The organism is Chitinophaga varians (genome assembly GCF_014529945.1).
Classification (GTDB): Bacteria; Bacteroidota; Bacteroidia; order Chitinophagales; family Chitinophagaceae; genus Chitinophaga; species Chitinophaga varians.
This window is the reverse complement of record NZ_JACVFB010000002.1, coordinates 127,630-146,208: the sequence shown is the minus strand read 5'-3', so window position 1 is coordinate 146,208 and position 18,579 is coordinate 127,630. Positions and strand designations below refer to the sequence as shown.

The window sequence follows — 18,579 nt, the reverse complement described above, 5'->3', positions numbered from 1 at the left end:
GGTCCACACATATGACAAAGAGATTATTATTACTCGTATGCGGCTGCATCGGGCTACTGACAGCCACTGCACAGCAAAACGTACAGTTCAGCCAGTATGTGTTCAATGGCCTGAGTGTAAATCCTGCCTATGCAGGGTACAAGCAGGATTGGTATCTGAATGCGATTTACCGCCACCAGTGGGTGGATTTCCCCGGAGCACCCACCACGGCAGGCATCTCCATAGATGGTTTGACCAACGCCAAAGATGAAAGGGTGGGAGTAGGCGCACAGGTGATGCTGGACAAGTTGGGGCCACAGGAAAACCTGTCGGCTTATGGGTTCTATTCTTACCGTATTCCGCTGGACCCGGAAGACACCCGCCGCCTGTGTATCGGCATCGGTGGAGGAATTACCCAATACAGCGTAGATGGTACAGCGTTAAAATATGTGGACGACCTGGACCAGGCGATACCATTGGGGAAAACCTCCAAAATAGTACCCGATGCGCGTTTCGGCGTGTATTATTATACACCGAAATTCTACATCGGTGCTTCCGTGATGGACCTGTTCTCCCTCTATTCCGCGAATATCAACTACTACTGGGGCGGGTACAATTATAACACGTTGAAGAAAACACAACATCTGTACCTCACCGCCGGTTATCTGCTCAATCTCTCAGAGAACCTGAAACTAAAACCATCGCTGATGGTGAAGGAGGATTTTAAAGGACCTACCAATGTGGACCTCAATGCTTTCCTGTTGATTGCAGACCGCTTATGGGTGGGAGGTTCCTATCGCACCGGCGTAAAACTGTGGAGCAAACCGGCGCTGTCCAAAGACCTGGAGCAGCTGGACGCCGCCAGCATCTTGGTAGAATTTTATGCCACCCCTCAATTACGAATTGGTTATGCCTACGATATTACCGTCAGCAAAATGGCCAGCTATCAGCAGGGATCACATGAAATCTCCGTAGGCTTCCTTTTCAACAGCAAAAAATACGAATCCCGTACCCGCAGCCCGAGGTACTTTTAAAATAACGCAGGCATGAGAAAAACACTGATTAATTATTTTACCACAGGCGTACTGATTTGTAGCACCCTGCAGGCCGTTGCGCAGGAGCAGCCATCTATCAGTAAAACAGCAGATATCCGTTTCCGCAGAGAAGAATATGCCCAGGCAGCCGGATTATATGAACGGTTGCTGCGTACCCGGGAGGGGCGTAAACATGCAGCTGAGATAAAAGAGAGACTGGCCACTTCGTACCGGCTGTATAACCAATATGAAAAAGCGGCTTACTGGTATGCCCAGCTGATACAGGATAATACGGCCACACCGGAAGACCGCCTGCATTATGCAGACATGCTCAAAAGCCTGGGCCGCTACGAAGAGGCCAGACAACAATACAGCCAGTTTCCTGATCAGCAAAGGGTAGCAACACGTATTGCCGGTTGTGATTCTGCAGCTAAGTGGATGGGAATACCAGCGGCGGTGCATCTGAAAAATGAAACAGGAGTCAACACCGGCAAGAACGACTGGGGCACCACCTGGCATGGCAATCACGTGGTTTTTGTGTCAGACAGCGTGCGTAGAGACGTATGGTATATCAAAGGTACGCGTCGTCGCTACGGCCGTAATAATGCCGGGTACGGTAAGTTGTATGAAGCGGAGGACGGACAGGCTGGTATCGGCTATGTAAAAGATTTCTCTTCCTTTATCAATAACTACCCCTATCATGTGGGGCCTGTGTGTTTTACGCCGGGTGGTGATACGGCCTATGTTACCGTAACCGATCCGGCGCGCCGTGTGCCCTACGATAAAAAAGAAAGACCGGTATATGGCACCCGACAACTGAAGTTGCTGGTGTTTGTACGACAGCAGGACAGATGGCAACCACCGGTCGCCTTTCCCTATAACAGCAACGACTACTCGATAGGACATGCCGCGCTCAATGAGGCCGGCAATATTCTGTATGTGGCCTCTGATATGCCCGGTGGTAGCGGTGGCACCGATATCTGGTACTGTGAAAAACAAAGCGATAATACCTGGGGAAAACCACAAAACTGCGGGGCACAGCTCAATACCGCCGATGATGATGCTTTTCCGGTAACGGGTGCCGACAACAGGCTGTATTACGCCAGTAAAGGCAAAGCCGGTTTGGGTGGTTATGATGTATTTGCTGCCAGCGGCAATAAAACAACGTGGACCACACCGGTGAACCTGCTGCCCCCTTTCAATTCCAGTGCAGATGATTTTTACTATGTGCCGCAAACCAGCCGTGATGGCTTTATTTCGTCCAACAGGACCGGTGGTAAAGGCGGTGATGATATTTACAGTTTCAACGTGCCGCCGGCGTTGCCTGAACTGAAGCCGCTGCCGGTACCGCTGTTACGTATACCCTTCACCGTTGATATCTGCGTACGTACTGCTACCTGTGTTTATTTGTATAACAAAACAAGAGACATGGGCTGGTGTTACATGTTGATGCCTCCGTCCGGACAGATAGCGGCTAAATTGGAGCCGGATGCGGAGTATGTTATCCGGGTACATTACCCCGACCATGTGGAAAGTGTGGAGTTTGATACCAAAAACATGAATGAAACAACGCCCATCACCAAGTCTATTTGCCCCACACCGGTTGTTAAAGAGACACCACCGAATCGTCCTGTTAAGCAAAAAAAAGGACATGGTCATCCACCTAAAAAGAAAAGGAAGAAGTAGCGATGGCAGACCACCGCGTACCTTCCGGTGATGTGAATGCAAAAGACCCCAATATATTGTCCACATTTGCCTGCATAAATACTACCTGGTGTGGTTTTATGCAGGTTTTTTTATTGAAAAGATTAGTGGACAATTGATTATTAGCCAGTTAGTTATAAAATTGTTTTAAAATGATTTTGTTTACATGATAAACTAGTTTATCTTCGGTTCTCCTAACTCCAAAAATATGTTCAGGATCAACCTCTATCTATCTTTTTTACTTTTTTCCCCTGCGATATTGTTTGCACAGCATAAGATCAGCGGGAAGGTGACAGACAACAAAAAACATCCGTTACCGGGTGTGAACGTGTATATCAAAGGCTCTTACGATGGCGCTACCAGTAAAGCCGACGGCAGTTTTACCTTTACCACAACAGAAGCAGGAGAACGCATACTGGCCGCTACCTTAAGTGGATATCAGCCACTGGAAATAAAAATCAATACAGAGAATGGAGAGCAACTGTCTATTATCCTGAAGAACGCTGCCAATGCGCTGCGGGTGGTTACCATCTCCGCCGGCAGTTTTGAAGCCAGCGATGACAAAAAAGGCACCGTGCTCAAACCGCTGGACATTGTGACTACGGCGGGCGCAGGCGCTGACATCGTTAATGCCATCAAAACACTGCCGGGAGCGCAACAGACCAACGACCGGGAAGGGTTGTTTGTACGCGGCGGTACAGGGTATGAAACACAAACCCTGATAGACGGCATGCTGGTACGTAATCCATTTTCTTCCAGTCTGCCGGATGTGCCGGGACGGGGCCGCTTTTCGCCGTTTCTCTTCAAAGGCACTACTTTCAGCAGCGGTGGTTATTCCGCGCAATATGGTCAGGCGCTTTCTTCGGCATTGGTGCTGGAGTCCACAGACCTGCCCCAGCGCTCTTCTTCCAGCGTGGGCCTGTCGGTGATCGGTGCCAGCGCAGGCGTAGAGAATCTTTCCAGGGATAAAAAATCTTCCTGGGGCGTGGAAGGCGATTATACCAACCTGGCGCCTTATTTTCAGGTGGTGAAGCCCAAACAAACACCTAATCTCGGGCCGGAGATCATCGGTACCTCCCTGAATTTCCGAAGGAAAACGTCATCTACCGGACTCCTGAAATTCTACGGTTACGGCAACTGGAGCAAAATGGGCTTTAGTTCACCCAGCATTGAATATCCGGGAGACAGGGAGTCCTATCAGGTTCGCAACGGTAACATCTATACGAACATGACCTATCGCGAGAGTCTCGGGAAAGACTGGCGGATATATATCGGTGCTTCTTTCAGCAATAACCGCGATAACATTACAACAGACACGCTGGGTAAAGCCCAGACGCCGGCGGATATCCGGGTACGTTCGTCGCTTAGCCAGTCGCGCGTAATGCTGACCCGCAACATCGGCCAGTTCTCCGCTATCCGCTTTGGCGGCGAGTATCAATACGCCACAGAGCAGTTTTCCTTTAACCAGCGACCTTTCAACTATGCCGACAACTATACGGCAGCCTTTGCGGAAGGGGATATCTATTTCACACCCAGCTTCGTCGGCAGAGTAGGAGGCCGGGCAGAATACACGTCCGTACTGGCAAAAATGAATGTCGCCCCCCGCGTGTCGCTGGCCTACAAAATGGATAATTACAGCCAGTTCTCCGTAGCTTACGGCGACTACTACCAGAAGCCGGAGCCGCAATATATCCGCTTTGACCACGGTCTCGGCTATATGAAAGCTACCCACTACATTGTCAGCTATCAGCGGGTGGCATCTGACTATACTTTCCGGACAGAGCTCTTTTACAAGCAGTATGCTGATCTGGTAAAAACAGTACCGGACTATAACAATAACGGGAAAGGATATGCGAAAGGCATCGAAGTATTCTGGCGTGACAGGAAGAGCATCAAGAATGTGGACTACTGGATTTCCTATTCCTACCTCGACACCAAAAGGGATTTCCTGAATTATCCGAAAGAAGTGCAGCCTGACTTTGCCGCTACGCATACCGCCAGTCTGGTGTACAAACATTTTTTTCCGAAACTGAGCACTAATCTCGGGCTTACCTATACCTTCGCTACCGGCCGACCTTACTACAATCCGAATCTGCCGGCAGATCAGTTTATGTCGGACAGGACCATCGACTATCATGCGCTGGGCGTGAGCGCCAGTTACCTGACGACTATCCGCAAGGCCTTTACCATTTTTGTGTTGAGCGTGAGCAATGCCCCGGGCAATAAACAGGTATTCGGGTATCGTTATTCCAGTGATGGGCTACGCCGTGGGGAGATTACCCCCAGTGTACCACGGTTTATTTTCCTGGGTATGTTTATGAACTTCGGCATAGACAGAAGACAGGACGTTATTAATAACTTATAATTCACACACATATGAAACGTTTACTCCTTTCCCTTTTTATGATTGGCGGGCTGGCAACAGCCGCAGTAGCGCAATCTGCGCAATACCAGGATGCTATGTCCAAACAGGTTGCTGACCTGGACAGCAGCCGCAGCTTTGAGCCTGATGCGCTTGTAGCTAAAATCAATACTTTTGAACGCATCGCCGAAGCAGAAAAAACACAATGGTTGCCCTACTATTATGCTGCTTACTGTCAGGTGATGTCTTGCTTTGTGGGACAGGATAAAAGCAAGATTGATGAACTGGCAGACAAAGCCGCCGCCAATCTGGACAAAGCCGAAACATTAAATCCGAAGAGCTCTGAAGTGGCCTGCATCCGTTCACTGGTGGCTTCCGCGCGACTGATGGTGGACCCGGCCAGCAGAGGCATGAAATACGGCATGGAAGCGGGTCAGCAGATTGAACTGGCTAAAACATACAACGCCGAAAACCCACGCGTATACCTGCTGTTAGGGCAGTCGCTGTTGTTTACACCAGAACAGTTTGGGGGTAGCAAATCGAAAGCTAAAGTAATGCTGGAAACAGCGCTGCAGAAATATGCTGCCTTTAAACCAGAAAGCGCTATTGCGCCTCACTGGGGCGAGCCTTATGCAAAAGAACTGCTCTCCAAAGCCCAGTAAATTTTGAAATTTGTACATTTAAAAATTTAGTTGTTGGATTTACGGATTTTGGAATTTTATGATTTTCGAATTTGGCGGAGATGACCAACATCACATGATCTCCGAATGCAAATCCATAGATCACAAAATTCCAAAATCCGTAAATCCAATAACTAAATGATTAAATTTTAAAATGTCTAAATACTATGGACTTTAAGGACCTGGACCCGGTGCTGCATTCACAATTGCGGCTGGCGATCATGAATGTGCTGTTGAGTGAAAAGGAAGCGGAGTTTACGCTGTTGAAGGAGAAGACGAATGCGACTGCCGGTAATCTGAGTGTGCAGATTAATAAATTGAGGGATGCTTCTTATATAGAAGTGATCAAGCAGTTTAAGGACAACTATCCGCAGACGTTATGTAAGATCACGCCTGCGGGCAGGAAAGCATTTGAAAATTATGTGCATGCCATTCAGGCTTACCTGAAAGTGGGCAAATCGAAGTAGCTGGTGTGTTATTCAGATGCCAGTTCTGTTTTCTTCAGCGGGTTGCGGGTGTTTTCCGCGTAACGTTCCCGTTGCTCAATGATATCGAGGCAAGTGAAGATGGCTTGTCTGAAGGAGTTGGGATCCGCCAGGTTTTTACCGGCAATATCGAAGGCGGTGCCATGGTCCGGTGAAGTGCGGACAATATTGAGGCCGGCTGTATAGTTAATACCTTCGCCGCTGGCGAGGGATTTGAAGGGTATCAGGCCCTGATCGTGGTACATGGCCAGTACACCATCAAATTGCTGAAACATTTCCCGGGCGAAGAACGCATCTGCGCTGTAAGGGCCGAAGCAAAGGAGACCATTGCCTTTGGCGTGCCGGATAGCCGGGATGATCTGATCAATTTCTTCTCTTCCGATCAGTCCTTCGTCACCCGCATGAGGATTGAGCCCCAGCACCGCAATACGGGGTTTGTCAATACCAAAATCCTTTATCAGGCTTTCTTTCATCAGTTGCAGCTTGGCCAGGATATTTTCCTTGGTCACATATTTGGGGACTTCCGCAATGGGCACGTGCTCGGTGAGGAGGCCAACGCGCATATTGTCGGCGGTCATAAACATCAGTACGTCTTTTGCATTGAAGGCTGCTTTCAGGTAAGGTGTATGACCGGTATAGTTGAATTGCTGGCTTTGTATATTGTTTTTATGGATGGGGGCAGTGACCAGACCCTGTACATAACCGTCTTTCAGGCATTGGATGGCTACTTCGAGGGCGCGGGCAGCGTATTTGCCACCGGCTTCATTGAGTACGCCCGGTGTGATCTGCACCTCTTCTTCCCAACAGTTGTAAACGTTGACCTGTTTGTGGTTCAAACGGGTGAAATCCTTTATAGACTGGTAATTGAAGTTGTTTTCGTTCATCAGCTTCCGGTAGAAGTTGATGGTTTTATTAGATGCGAAGATCACCGGCGTGCAGAACTCCATCATCCTTGCATCGAGAAAGGTTTTGATGATGATTTCTGCGCCAATGCTGTTGATATCACCAATGGTGATGCCGATAACCGGTTTGTTGGTCTGTGTACTCATACTGATATTGCCTCCAATGAAAGGCAAATATAGCTCTTTTTGCACGCAAAGGTGAAAAGTGAGCTAAGAGCGCAAAGATCATATAAGCGGGCCAGCGACGGAGCGGAGAGCAAATTTGCTCTCCGCTCCGTCGCTTTCTTATTTAATCAAAAAAATCTTTGCTCCTTTGCTCACTTTGCGTCTTTGCGTGAACTTGGCACCTTTGCGTGAACTTTGCTGCTTTGCGGGAAGGGGCGTATCTTTGCCACCACGCATGTATACATTAAAAAAATCGCTGGGACAGCATTTCCTCACAGATGAGAACATGTGCAGGAAGATTGTGGAGTCCTTACCTGTAATCGAAGGCCAGCAAGTGCTGGAAGTGGGTCCTGGTGGCGGGGCCATCACCAAATACCTGTTGCAGTTGCCAGGCATTCATTTTAAGGCTGTGGAGCTGGACAGGGAGAAGGTGCAATATCTGGAGAAGACCTATCCTGCCATACAGGGCAAGCTGATAAATGAAAGTATTCTCGACACCGCCCTGCCTTTTGAAGGCCAGTTCCGGCTCATCGGTAATTTCCCGTACAATATTTCCACACAGATCATGTTCCGGCTGCTGGAATGGCGGTCGCATGTAGATGTGGCGGTAGGGATGTTCCAGAAGGAAGTGGCCGTTCGTATCGCTTCTGCTCATAAGAGCAAGGAGTATGGTATCCTGAGTGTGCTGTTGCAGGCTTTCTATAAAGTGGAGTATCTGTTTGAGGTGCATGAGAACTGTTTTAATCCGCCGCCCAAGGTGAAGTCGGCCGTTATCCGGCTTACGCGGCTGGAACAACCGGCAGATATTGCTTCCGAGCGGAAGTTTACCGTGCTGGTAAAAACAGCTTTCAATCAGCGGCGCAAGCAGCTTCGTAATCCGCTGAAACCCTTGTTTGACAAGGAAACTTTGCAGGACCCGATTTTTACCAAAAGGGCAGAAGAATTGACTGTTGCTGAATTTGCAGCATTATCCCATAAGATGATATGAGCAGAAAAGTATTAATTACCGCCAAAGTACATCCATATTTAACGGACCAGTTGCAGAACAAGGGCTTTGAAGTTGTTTATGAGCCTTCTATTTCTTATGATGGCGTATATAATGCCATCCAGGATTGTGTAGGGTTGATCGTGACCACCCGTATCCGGGTAGATAAGCATATCATTGACCACGCCCGGCAGCTGCAATGGATAGGCCGGCTGGGTTCCGGAATGGAACTGATAGACGTGCCCTATGCCGAAAGCAAAGGCATTCATTGCGTGAGCAGCCCGGAAGGTAACATGGACGCTGTGGGGGAACAGGCTGTGGGGATGTTGCTTTGTCTGGTCAACAATATCCTGCGCAGCAACCTGGAATTGCAGCAGGGAATCTGGGAGCGGGACGGTAACCGGGGGTATGAGCTGAATGGCAGGACCGTGGGCATTATCGGTTATGGCCATACCGGCAGCAGCTTTGCGCGCAAACTCAAAGGCTTTGATGTAAACATCCTGGCCTATGATAAATACAAGAAAGGTTTCGGGACGGCCGATGTAAAAGAAGCCAGTCTCACCGATATCTTCACCAATGCCGATGTGGTAAGCCTGCATCTGCCGTTGACCGAAGAGACGCTGCATATCGCCAATATGGCCTTCTTTCAGTCGTTCAACAAACCAGTATGGTTTATGAATACGGCCAGAGGCAAGCTGGTGAACAATACCGATCTGATCGCTGCGCTGCAGCAGGGCATTATTGGAGGTGCCTGCCTTGACGTACTGGAAAATGAAAAACTGAGCACCTATACACCGGAAGAAAAGGAGCAGCTCAACTGGCTGCTGCAGGCCCGGAATGTAGTGGTGACACCACATATAGCTGGTTATTCCCACGAGGCGAGCATTAAGATGGCGCGCATCGTGCTGGAGAAGCTAAATATCCTGTAGATCCCGCCCGTCGGATCTTGTACCTGAATTAAATTGTTGATTTTCAGTCAATTTAGTTCGGGAGGGCGCTTTTTTTTCTTTATCCGGAATTTATTATATTTGCAATAACACCCGTAAACAACGCTTCTGTGCAAATGGAGGCGTTGATTTTTTTTTCTTATAACCATAAAAACAAGCAGGTTATGTCTGGCATAAACTACGTTACGAAAGAGACCCTGGATCAAATGATGAACGAGCTCACCATTCTTAAAACGAAGGGCCGTGCAGAGATTGCCCGTGCTATTTCTGAGGCACGTGAAAAAGGGGACTTGAAGGAAAATGCCGAATATGATGCCGCCAAAGAAGCGCAGGGTATACACGAGGCTAAAATTGCGACGCTGGAATCGGCGATTGCCACTTCCCGCATTGTAAGTGCAGACGCTATCGATACATCCAAAGTATCTATTTTATGTAAGGTTACTATTACCAACACGGCCAATAAGAAGACTGTTACCTATCAACTCGTTTCCGAGACGGAGGCAGACCTTAAGGCGGGCAAGATTTCTGTTACTTCCCCAATCGGGAAAGGCCTGCTGGGCAAGCAGGTAGGTGATGTTGCGGAAGTACAGGCGCCTAATGGTGTAATTAAATTCAAGATTGACAGCATTTCAGTGTGATCATTTGCATCAGGCTGAATCAACATATGGAAGGGGTTGCAGCGATGCAGCCCCTTTTTCATGCAGGCTATTTGATTATTTAATTATCCGATTATTTGATGGGTGAATTTTTGATTTCGGTATTTTGTTATTTTGGAGGATGAAACCCGATATCCCAACGTCAGGAAACCCAGCATCCCAAAATCAAATTATTAAATAATAAAATACATAAATAATTAAATATGACAATCTTCACTAAAATTATCAAAGGAGAGATACCTAGCTACAAAATTGCGGAAAATGAGCATTTTTACGCTTTTCTGGACATTTTCCCGCTAATGAAGGGGCATACGTTGGTGATTCCTAAAGTAGAAACGGACAAGTTTTTCGACGTATCGGATGATTTATTGAGGGAGTGGCTGGTATTTGCCAAGCCTATCGCGCAGGCTATTGAGCGGGTGGTGCCTTGTAACCGGGTTGGTGTGAGTGTGGTGGGACTGGAAGTGCCTCATGCGCACATGCACCTGATTCCGATTAATTCTGTACAAGACATGAATTTTTCGCGCGGCAAGCTGAAACTGTCAGAGGAGGAGTTTAAGGCGATCCAGGAACAGATAGTAGCGCAGCTGTAGTATTTATGACTTCACAGGGATATTGAACCGGAATCCGACACCGTGTAGTGTTTCCAGTTTCACATGTGGATCTGACTTGAAATGTTTTCTTAGTTTGGTCACAAAAACATCCATACTCCGGCCCAGGAAGTAGTCGTCTTTACCCCATACATGCGAAAGGATATCTTCCCTTTTCAGTGTTTTATTGGGGTTTTCGCACAGATATCTGAGCAGTTCGGCTTCTTTCTGGGTAAGGGAAATGGAGATCTCTCCGGTTTCGTTGTACAGGCGGAGGTCTTCGTAGTCAAACATCAGTTTACCGATCGCAAAGGTGGTGCTTCTTTTGGCGATCTGGCTTCTGGTCCTTTTCAGGAACACTTCGATGCGCAGGATAAGTTCCTGCATGCTGAATGGTTTGCTGATATAGTCATCAGCTCCGGTCCGGAGGCCGGCGATACGATCTTCTTTTTCGTTTTTGGAAGTCAGGAAGAGAATAGGAATGTGGTCATTGACTGTGCGGATCTGTTGCGCCAGCGTGAGGCCGTCTTTTTTGGGCATTACCACGTCGAGCAAACAAATATCGAAAGTGCGTAACTGGAACTGTTCCCACGCGGCCTGGCCGTCTATACTGTGCACAACATCGTAGCCCGCTTCTTCCAACCGCTTCTTTGTAACTGCACCAATATATTCATCATCTTCCACCAATAGGATTCTTGCTTTCATATTTGCCTGATGCTGATTAATAAAAAGCTTGTTGCGCAATTCATGCTTAACAAATGATGGTCATTTTTCATAGTGATGCTAATTTTCCGGTCTTTGCCGGGTTAGCCGTTTATTCAGGATGAACAATTTCAAACAAAGTAACTACATTTTACGAATTTATGAAATAACCTTTTCCGCTATCTCGAAATCCTTTCAGGGTGTTTTTGCAAAAACTGTTCCCATCCTTTAGCCTTGCTTACAGCGGCGAGCGGGCTGCTTTCCTGATAGAAGTGGCATACTGCCACGGCCAGGGCATCGGTTGCATCGAAGTAATCAGGCCGTTCACCGATACTGAGGATACGTTGCAGCATCAGCCACACCTGCTCTTTATCAGCATTACCATTACCGGTAACCGACTGTTTTACTTTCTTAGGCGAATACTCTGTCACCGGTAAACCGGCATGCATAGCGGTGGCAATGGCCACGCCCTGTGCTCTTCCAAGCTTTAGCATACTTTGTACGTTCTTCCCAAAGAAGGGGGCTTCAATGGCGAAGCTGGTTGGTTTGAACTCCTGGATTAATTCATTTACGCGGGCGTGAATCAGTTGTAAGCGTTCGTAATGGTCCTTCGTCCGGGATAATTTCAGGACATCCATTTGTATCAGACTGGCTTTTTTGCCTTCCACGTGGATCAGTCCATACCCCATAACCAGGGTGCCGGGGTCAATGCCGAGAATTATTTTTGCCTTGTTTGCCAACCACAGTATATTTTTGCAAAAATCTTGATATCTGAACAAAAGTACCAAAATAATTCTCAATTACTTATTAGGAGCAGTGCTTTTTGGCTGGCTGGGCTACTCTATTTACCATCAGTTGGTCCATCGCGAAAACCTGGAACAGTCATTGTCGCACATGGGCAGAACGCTGCAGGAGAAGGGCTGGATAGGATTATTGCTGGTGCTGATACTGATGTTTTTCAACTGGGGGCTGGAAGCCAAAAAGTGGCAGAAGCTGGTCCGCCCCCTGGAGCCGATCTCCTTCCTGAGAGCTTTCAGCGCGATCCTTTCGGGGGTCTCCTTCTCTATCAATACCCCTAATCGTATAGGCGAATACGGTGGGCGTATCCTGTACCTGAAGAACCACAATAAGCTCAAAGCCATAGCAGCCACTATTGTAGGGAGCTTCAGCCAGCTGATCGTGACTGTTATTTTTGGGTTAATAGGCATGCTCTATTATCTCAACAACTTTACGCTGGTAAAGGAAAATAGCTATTTCCCCCCGAACTTCTGGGAGAAAATTGTGTTTGGTATCCTTGTAGTAATTTGTGTGCTGACGATATTGTTATATTTTCGGCTACAGATTATTCTGGCTGTATTCGAAAAAGTCAGGTTCCTGCGAAAAGCAAAGGTCTTTGTACAAATCATAGTACGCTATTCCGCGGGCGATTTGCGTTATCTGTTGCTGCTTTCAGCCCTCCGGTACGTGGTCTTCTCGGCACAGTATTTGATTTTGTTGGACGCGCTGGGACTGGAGTTTTTGTGGTGGCAGGCTTTCCTGCTCAATAGCGTTATCTACCTTGTAATGGCCATGGTGCCGACCATCGCTATCGCAGAACTTGGAATCCGTGGGAAAGTCAGCATTTATTTCCTCGGACTGCTCAGTACCAATACAGCCGTTATTATAGCAGCCACGGGAGGTATCTGGTTAATCAACCTTTGTTTGCCGGCAGTGATAGGAAGTGTGCTGCTCCTCGGTGTAAAAATTTTTAAGGACAAATAGCTTCCAGCAATGAGGTACCTTCTGCTTATTCTCTTATGCTTCGCCTGTGTAACCCCCGCTCACGCGCAAAATGACTTCTGTTCTATCCGTAATTCCAGTTTCAATGTCGGAGAAAGTGTCACCCTCAAAGTGATGTATAACCTCGGTAAAATGTATGTAGGCGCCGGCGAGGCCGTCTTTACAGTTGCCCTGGAACGTTTTGCCAACCGCGATGTATATCACATTACCGGCGACGGCCGCACCTTCCGCGCTTATGACTGGATCTTCAAAGTACGCGATAAATACGAAACCTGGCTGGATACCGCTACCATGCAGCCACTGAAGTTTCTTCGCAATGTGAATGAAGGCGGATATAAAATCTATAACAATGTCGTGTTTAACCAGGCGGCACATCAGGCTGTCAGCACCAACGGCACCTTTACCGTGCCCCCCTGCGTACAGGACGTGATCAGTTCTATCTACTACGCCCGTAATATCGATTTCTCCAAATACCAGGAGGGCGACAAGATCCCCTTCGCCATGTTCCTCGACGACCAGGTGTATAATATCTATATCCGGTACCTTGGCAAGGAAGAAGTGAATACCCGCTTCGGCAAATTCAGGGCCATCAAATTCAAACCACTGCTGATCAAAGGCACCATCTTTGAAGGTGGAGAGAAAATGACGGTCTGGGTAAGCGATGACGCCAATAAGGTGCCCCTGCGGGTGGAAAGCCCCATCTCCGTAGGGAATATTATCGTGGACATGGTGAACTACAGCAACCTCCGGCACCCCTTCACATCGTTGATAAAACAACGATAAAATATTTACCGCCCTGAAAATGAATAGATTTAACAATTCTTTGGGGTGCCGCCGTCCAAATTTTAACGACCTTTCGTGCCGTAGAAAAACTTTATATTTGTTATAATCAACCCTTTATGATTATGGAAGAACGTAAACCGAAAATATTACTGGCGGAAGATGACACCAACCTGGGCATGGTACTTAAAAACTACCTCGAACTGAATGACTACGATGTGGAATTATGCCGCGACGGTATTCTGGCACTGGCTGCCTTCCGCCGCGAAAAATTCGATATCTGCCTGCTGGACATTATGATGCCCAATATGGACGGCTTTAAACTGGCGGAAGAAATCCGGGACGTAGACCCCGATATCCCGCTGTTTTTCCTCTCCGCTAAAACCATGAAGGAGGATATCATCCAGGGCTATAAACTGGGTGCTGACGATTATATCGCCAAACCCTTCGACAGCGAACTGCTGCTGCTCAAAATCAAGGCTATCCTGAAACGCAATCAGGAACTGAACAGCAAGGAAGAGGAGCAACACGAATTCCAGGTAGGTTCGTACTCCTTCAACTCCCGCTTACGTACCCTCGCACATAATGGCGACAGCCACACGCTCTCCCCTAAAGAGAACGAACTGCTGCACATGCTCTGCGAACATAAAAACGACCTGCTGCCCAGAGAACTGGCGCTGAAAAAGATATGGGGCAGCGACACCTACTTCAACGGCCGCAGTATGGACGTGTATATCGCCAAACTGCGCAAATACCTGAAAGACGATCCGAACATCGAAATCGTGAACATTCACGGAAACGGATTCAGGCTGGTAGTGAAAGAATAACAGTAACGATCCTATAAAAAAGCGCACCCATGGAGAGTTTCCATGGGTGCGCTTTTTTATGGATAATGATCCTTCTTTAGAATAGCAGGTTGGCTCCTCCCCGAAACGGCGTCTTCCCCAAATGCACATATGCCTTTTCTGTTACCTCACGGCCGCGGGGGGTACGTTTGATAAAACCTTCCTGGATCAGGAAGGGCTCATATACCTCTTCCAGTGTGCCGGCTTCTTCTCCCACTGCGGTGGCAATGGTAGTGATGCCTACCGGACCTCCTTTGAAGTTCTCGATGATCACCTGCAGGATGCGGTTGTCCATTTCGTCTAGGCCGTATTCGTCTACGTTGAGTGCTTTGAGACTGAGTTGCGCAATTTCCAGATCGATGACGCCGTTGCCGATCACCATGGCAAAATCGCGTACCCGCCGCAGTAAGCCGTTGGCGATACGAGGCGTGCCGCGGGAGCGACGGGCAATCTCTCCGGCTGCGTCAGACGTAATTTTGGAGCCCAGCAACCCCGCCGCACGCCAGATGATTTTCTGTAGTGTGGCGGCATTGTAGTATTCCATCCTCGACTTGATGCCGAAACGGGACAACAGGGGCGCGGTGAGCAGTCCCGAACGGGTAGTGGCGCCGATCAGCGTGAAAGGATGCAGGTTGAGCTGTATGGAACGGGCATTGGGCCCGGTATCAATCATGATGTCTATACGATAATCTTCCATGGCGGAATACAGGTACTCTTCCACCACGGTACTCAGCCGGTGTATCTCGTCGATGAACAGCACGTCCTTATCCTCCAGATTGGTCAGCAACCCCGCCAGGTCACCGGGTTTTTCAATGACCGGCCCGGAAGTTTCCCGGATATTTACGCCCAGCTCATTGGCCACAATGCGTGACAGGGTGGTTTTTCCCAGGCCCGGAGGGCCATGGAACAACACATGGTCCAGCGCTTCCCCCCGCATTTTAGCGGCTTTGATAAATATCTTCAGGTTTTCGATGATCTGGTCCTGTCCCGAAAAATCCACGATTTCCCGGGGCCTGATACTGTTCTCAAACTCTTTCTCAGCGGCGCTGAGCTTATTTTCTTCTGGTCTTAAATGCGGATTGGACATAATACTCATCAAAAATACCAAATTATATCCAGCCGATTGCTGTATATTGAAGATGGTGAACCCATCATGCTATCCTCATTTTCAACCAATCCCGTTTATACTATGCGCCAACAACCCCCTCTTACCCTCCTGGTGGCCTGTATAGGCCTGTTATTGTTTTGTTGCCGGCCATTGCATGGACAAAATACTTTTCGTAAATATGACCACTGGATCTATCGTGTGGTGGCCAGTAACAACCCGCCTGCATATTCCCACACGGAAAGAGTGTATGACATTACCGTATTAGATGCTGATAAACATCGCGCGCTGCTTGCCTGCACGCTGTTGTACGCCGATGACAGTTCACAGGCGCGCCGGGGCAGGTACCATTTTGACACGGCCCTGCCGGCAACAGATACGGCGTTGCTGCGGCAGCGTATATTGAAAAGTCCCTGGCATCGACAGGCATGATTGTACCACTATCCTACAAAGATGTTAATGTATCCCGCCGGAAAAATGGTAGCATTGCAGGCAATTAAACCAGATGATATTATCTTACAGGTTGGTAAGGCAACAGCTATCCAACTGTCCAAACAACAACCAGAACGAAATACAACAGACAAAACCGCTCATGAAAAAACTGATCTTATCATTGGCCGCGGGGTGTATGTTCACCACCGGCTACAGCCAACAGATACCACAAAAAGAAGTGGCCCGTATCATCAACACGCTGGCTGCTGACGATATGCAGGGCCGGCAGTCCGGAACACCCGCGTCTGATAAAGCCGCTGCCTTTATCAGCGATGAATTTAAAAAAGCAGGATTGCTGCCGTTGCCCGGTGAACAATCCTATCTGCAACGCTTTAGCTACTACGGACTTCATACCACCAGTACCAACATGACGGTGAACGGTGCTGCAAAAGACTGGCCCGTTGTGGCAGTAGGCCCTTCACGGCATATACAGTTGCACAGAGATACCGCTAACTGCACAGAGGTGCGTGCCGCTAACCCGGATGAATTGCGTGCTGCGCTGGGCAAACGTAAATCCCTGCAAAAAAATATGATCGTATGGCTGGCTCCTTCCCTGAGCGGTTATATCGCTAATCTGGAAGGTTCCATCTCCAGCCGTATGTACGCAAAAGAGCAGGAAGTGCCGGCAGATACCGCTAAATGGCAGATGGTACTGGTCCTGGAAAAAGAACCGCTGACAGCTCAGGATGACTGGTCCGTAGAACAGACCCGCGGTGTCCATGCGCAGGAGTTCACCAATGTGGCCGGTATGATTAAAGGCGCCACCAAACCAGATGAATATGTGATCTATTCCGGTCACTACGACCATCTGGGCATATTACCCGCAGAAGCCGGCGACAGTATCGCCAACGGAGCAGATGATGATGCATCCGGTACCACCGCTGTGATCATGCTGGCTAATTACTTTAAGAAGAAACATCCTGCCCGCTCGTTGATTTTTGTGGCTTTCACCGCAGAAGAGATGGGTGGTTATGGGTCTTCTTATTTTTCCGGACATATAGACCCTGCCAAAGTGGTAGCGATGTTTAACATCGAAATGATCGGTAAGGAATCCAAATTTGGTAAGAACAGCGCGTTTATCACTGGATTTGAAAAATCGGATTTTGGTCCTATTTTGCAAAAGAACCTGGCAGGATCTGAATTCCGTTTTTATCCCGATCCTTATCCGGAGCAGAACCTGTTCTATCGTTCAGACAACGCCAACCTGGCCAAAGTAGGGGTGCCTGCGCATACGATATCTACCACGCAGATTGATAAAGACCAGTTTTATCATACCGTGAAAGATGAAGTGTCTACCTTAGATATTAAAAATATTACAGACATTATTAAAGCGATCGCTGTTAGTTCAGGGACCATTGTGGATGGAACGTCAACGCCTACACGTATAACACCTGTTACCAAATAAAGACGGCCTCTTGCATATATTAATAGAACGTCAACGACTACACGCATAATGGCTGCTTTTCAATAGGGACGGCCCATCATATATTCATCCGGTTGAGTGAGCTCAACCGGATTTTTTATTTTTAATTAATACTTAATCAGTACTTTTTTCAGATTTCTTGTTTATTTTTATGGCCAATATTTCCCCAAGTAGTCATTTAAAACCATATCAATATGAAAACCGGAATCCTACAATTCTGCGGTGCGCTTGGCATCGCGACCATGATGCTCGCATCATGTTCAAAAGACATGTCGGGGCCTGACCAGCAACCTACTGCTAACGTGAAGGACTCAACATCTATCAACTACGAAATCGCTGCGGTTAATCCAACGTACACCTTAACACCCGATGCTGCGGGCCGTTTGTCTGCCATTACCGGCGACGCTTCTATGGCTAAGAGTTCCGGTGGTTTTGATATTACGTGGGACACCGCCACTGCCCGCTTGCGGGAAATCCGCTTCGATGCCAAACGCGGAAAAGATGAACTGGAATTCAAATTAAAAACAGATCGTCAGATTGATCTCAAGCAGATCCCTGCTCAACTGGGCGCCATCAGAATTCCGCTGGGCACTTACCAACAGGTGAAAGTGTACGCCAGAGTGGAAGGAGACAAAAAAGATCCTGCTGTTAGATTAATAGGATTCCTGACATGGGATGGTAAGAAAATCCCGATGGAAATCCTGTTGTCCGGTGTGATCGAATTACAGGCTCACGGAAAAGATGTAGTGGTAACAGACAAAAACATCGACTGGAAAGGCTCTCTCAAAATCTCTATGGACCTGATCCTGACCAAACTGCAGGTGGGTGACTTCACTGGTTCTTTCACCAACGGAAAACTTAAAATCAGTGTAGACATCAATGGAAACCTGCATAACAAAGTGGTTGACGCGCTGCAAAACAGCATGAGCGTTGATCATATCCACAATTGAGTCTCGCAAAGGAA

19 protein-coding genes are annotated in these 18,579 nt (G+C 48.0%); 15 read left to right on the top strand and 4 right to left on the bottom strand.

Features of this window, described 5'->3' with window-relative positions:
* Nucleotides 1-11: 11 nt before the first annotated feature.
* From ICL55_RS08370 to ICL55_RS08350, 5 genes are all read left to right on the top strand, one after another.
* A complete protein-coding gene (locus tag ICL55_RS08370) occupies nucleotides 12-1,013 on the top strand; it encodes a PorP/SprF family type IX secretion system membrane protein (protein ID WP_188095985.1) in 1,002 nt (333 codons plus the stop codon).
* Nucleotides 1,014-1,025: 12 nt separating this feature from the next.
* Nucleotides 1,026-2,699, top strand: a complete 1,674-nt coding sequence (locus tag ICL55_RS08365) for a tetratricopeptide repeat protein (protein ID WP_188095983.1) — start codon at nucleotides 1,026-1,028, stop codon at nucleotides 2,697-2,699.
* Nucleotides 2,700-2,925: 226 nt separating this feature from the next.
* On the top strand, nucleotides 2,926-5,082 hold the full coding sequence (locus tag ICL55_RS08360; RefSeq protein ID WP_188095981.1) for a TonB-dependent receptor: 2,157 nt from the start codon (nucleotides 2,926-2,928) through the stop codon (nucleotides 5,080-5,082).
* 11 nt (nucleotides 5,083-5,093) lie between these two features.
* A complete protein-coding gene (locus ICL55_RS08355; protein ID WP_188095979.1) occupies nucleotides 5,094-5,741 on the top strand; it encodes a hypothetical protein in 648 nt (215 codons plus the stop codon).
* A 185-nt stretch (nucleotides 5,742-5,926) separates the two neighbouring features.
* Complete coding sequence (locus ICL55_RS08350) at nucleotides 5,927-6,226, top strand: winged helix-turn-helix domain-containing protein (RefSeq protein ID WP_188095974.1); 300 nt, start codon at nucleotides 5,927-5,929, stop codon at nucleotides 6,224-6,226.
* Between the two features lie 8 nt (nucleotides 6,227-6,234).
* Here ICL55_RS08350 and pdxA read toward each other — a convergent pair whose 3' ends face one another.
* Nucleotides 6,235-7,320, bottom strand: coding sequence for a 4-hydroxythreonine-4-phosphate dehydrogenase PdxA (gene pdxA / locus ICL55_RS08345; RefSeq protein WP_246496201.1), 1,086 nt, complete (start codon nucleotides 7,318-7,320; stop codon nucleotides 6,235-6,237).
* Between the two features lie 226 nt (nucleotides 7,321-7,546).
* Between pdxA and rsmA the strand changes: the two genes are divergently transcribed.
* From rsmA to ICL55_RS08325, 4 genes are all read left to right on the top strand, one after another.
* Entirely contained in the window at nucleotides 7,547-8,299 is a 753-nt protein-coding gene (rsmA, locus tag ICL55_RS08340) for a 16S rRNA (adenine(1518)-N(6)/adenine(1519)-N(6))-dimethyltransferase RsmA (RefSeq protein ID WP_188095972.1), read from the top strand.
* Nucleotides 8,296-9,225 (top strand): NAD(P)-dependent oxidoreductase, encoded by a 930-nt coding sequence (locus tag ICL55_RS08335; protein ID WP_188095970.1) that lies wholly within the window; start codon nucleotides 8,296-8,298, stop codon nucleotides 9,223-9,225. Before rsmA ends, ICL55_RS08335 begins: the two co-directional genes overlap by 4 nt.
* A 134-nt stretch (nucleotides 9,226-9,359) precedes the next feature.
* Nucleotides 9,360-9,881: a transcription elongation factor GreA gene (gene greA / locus ICL55_RS08330; RefSeq protein WP_246496200.1), complete on the top strand. Its 522-nt coding sequence runs from the start codon at nucleotides 9,360-9,362 to the stop codon at nucleotides 9,879-9,881.
* Nucleotides 9,882-10,102: 221 nt separating this feature from the next.
* Nucleotides 10,103-10,492: an HIT family protein gene (locus ICL55_RS08325; RefSeq protein ID WP_168871323.1), complete on the top strand. Its 390-nt coding sequence runs from the start codon at nucleotides 10,103-10,105 to the stop codon at nucleotides 10,490-10,492.
* Nucleotides 10,493-10,495: 3 nt separating this feature from the next.
* Here the strand turns inward: ICL55_RS08325 and ICL55_RS08320 are convergent, their stop codons facing one another.
* Entirely contained in the window at nucleotides 10,496-11,194 is a 699-nt protein-coding gene (locus tag ICL55_RS08320) for a response regulator transcription factor (protein WP_078670371.1), read from the bottom strand.
* Between the two features lie 176 nt (nucleotides 11,195-11,370).
* Entirely contained in the window at nucleotides 11,371-11,931 is a 561-nt protein-coding gene (gene ruvC, locus ICL55_RS08315; protein ID WP_188095968.1) for a crossover junction endodeoxyribonuclease RuvC, read from the bottom strand.
* Between the two features lie 31 nt (nucleotides 11,932-11,962).
* Here ruvC and ICL55_RS08310 point away from each other — a divergent pair, with 31 nt between their 5' ends.
* The 3 genes from ICL55_RS08310 (at nucleotide 11,963) to ICL55_RS08300 (ending at nucleotide 14,577) form a co-directional block, all read left to right on the top strand.
* Nucleotides 11,963-12,952 (top strand): lysylphosphatidylglycerol synthase domain-containing protein, encoded by a 990-nt coding sequence (locus tag ICL55_RS08310; RefSeq protein WP_281392529.1) that lies wholly within the window; start codon nucleotides 11,963-11,965, stop codon nucleotides 12,950-12,952.
* Between the two features lie 9 nt (nucleotides 12,953-12,961).
* The gene (locus ICL55_RS08305) at nucleotides 12,962-13,753 is read left to right on the top strand and encodes a DUF3108 domain-containing protein (protein WP_188095963.1); all 792 of its coding nucleotides are present in this window, start codon (nucleotides 12,962-12,964) and stop codon (nucleotides 13,751-13,753) included.
* A 122-nt stretch (nucleotides 13,754-13,875) separates the two neighbouring features.
* Nucleotides 13,876-14,577: a response regulator transcription factor gene (locus tag ICL55_RS08300; protein ID WP_188095961.1), complete on the top strand. Its 702-nt coding sequence runs from the start codon at nucleotides 13,876-13,878 to the stop codon at nucleotides 14,575-14,577.
* Between the two features lie 76 nt (nucleotides 14,578-14,653).
* Here ICL55_RS08300 and ruvB read toward each other — a convergent pair whose 3' ends face one another.
* Entirely contained in the window at nucleotides 14,654-15,691 is a 1,038-nt protein-coding gene (ruvB, locus tag ICL55_RS08295; protein WP_281392479.1) for a Holliday junction branch migration DNA helicase RuvB, read from the bottom strand.
* A gap of 93 nt (nucleotides 15,692-15,784) precedes the next feature.
* Between ruvB and ICL55_RS08290 the strand changes: the two genes are divergently transcribed.
* From ICL55_RS08290 to ICL55_RS08280, 3 genes are all read left to right on the top strand, one after another.
* The gene (locus ICL55_RS08290; RefSeq protein WP_188095958.1) at nucleotides 15,785-16,132 is read left to right on the top strand and encodes a G protein-coupled receptor family protein; all 348 of its coding nucleotides are present in this window, start codon (nucleotides 15,785-15,787) and stop codon (nucleotides 16,130-16,132) included.
* Between the two features lie 160 nt (nucleotides 16,133-16,292).
* A complete protein-coding gene (locus ICL55_RS08285) occupies nucleotides 16,293-17,597 on the top strand; it encodes a M28 family peptidase (RefSeq protein WP_188095956.1) in 1,305 nt (434 codons plus the stop codon).
* Nucleotides 17,598-17,809: 212 nt separating this feature from the next.
* Nucleotides 17,810-18,565 carry a hypothetical protein gene (locus ICL55_RS08280; protein WP_188095954.1) on the top strand — a complete coding sequence of 252 codons (756 nt, stop codon included), beginning with the start codon at nucleotides 17,810-17,812 and terminating at the stop codon, nucleotides 18,563-18,565.
* Nucleotides 18,566-18,579: the final 14 nt, after the last annotated feature.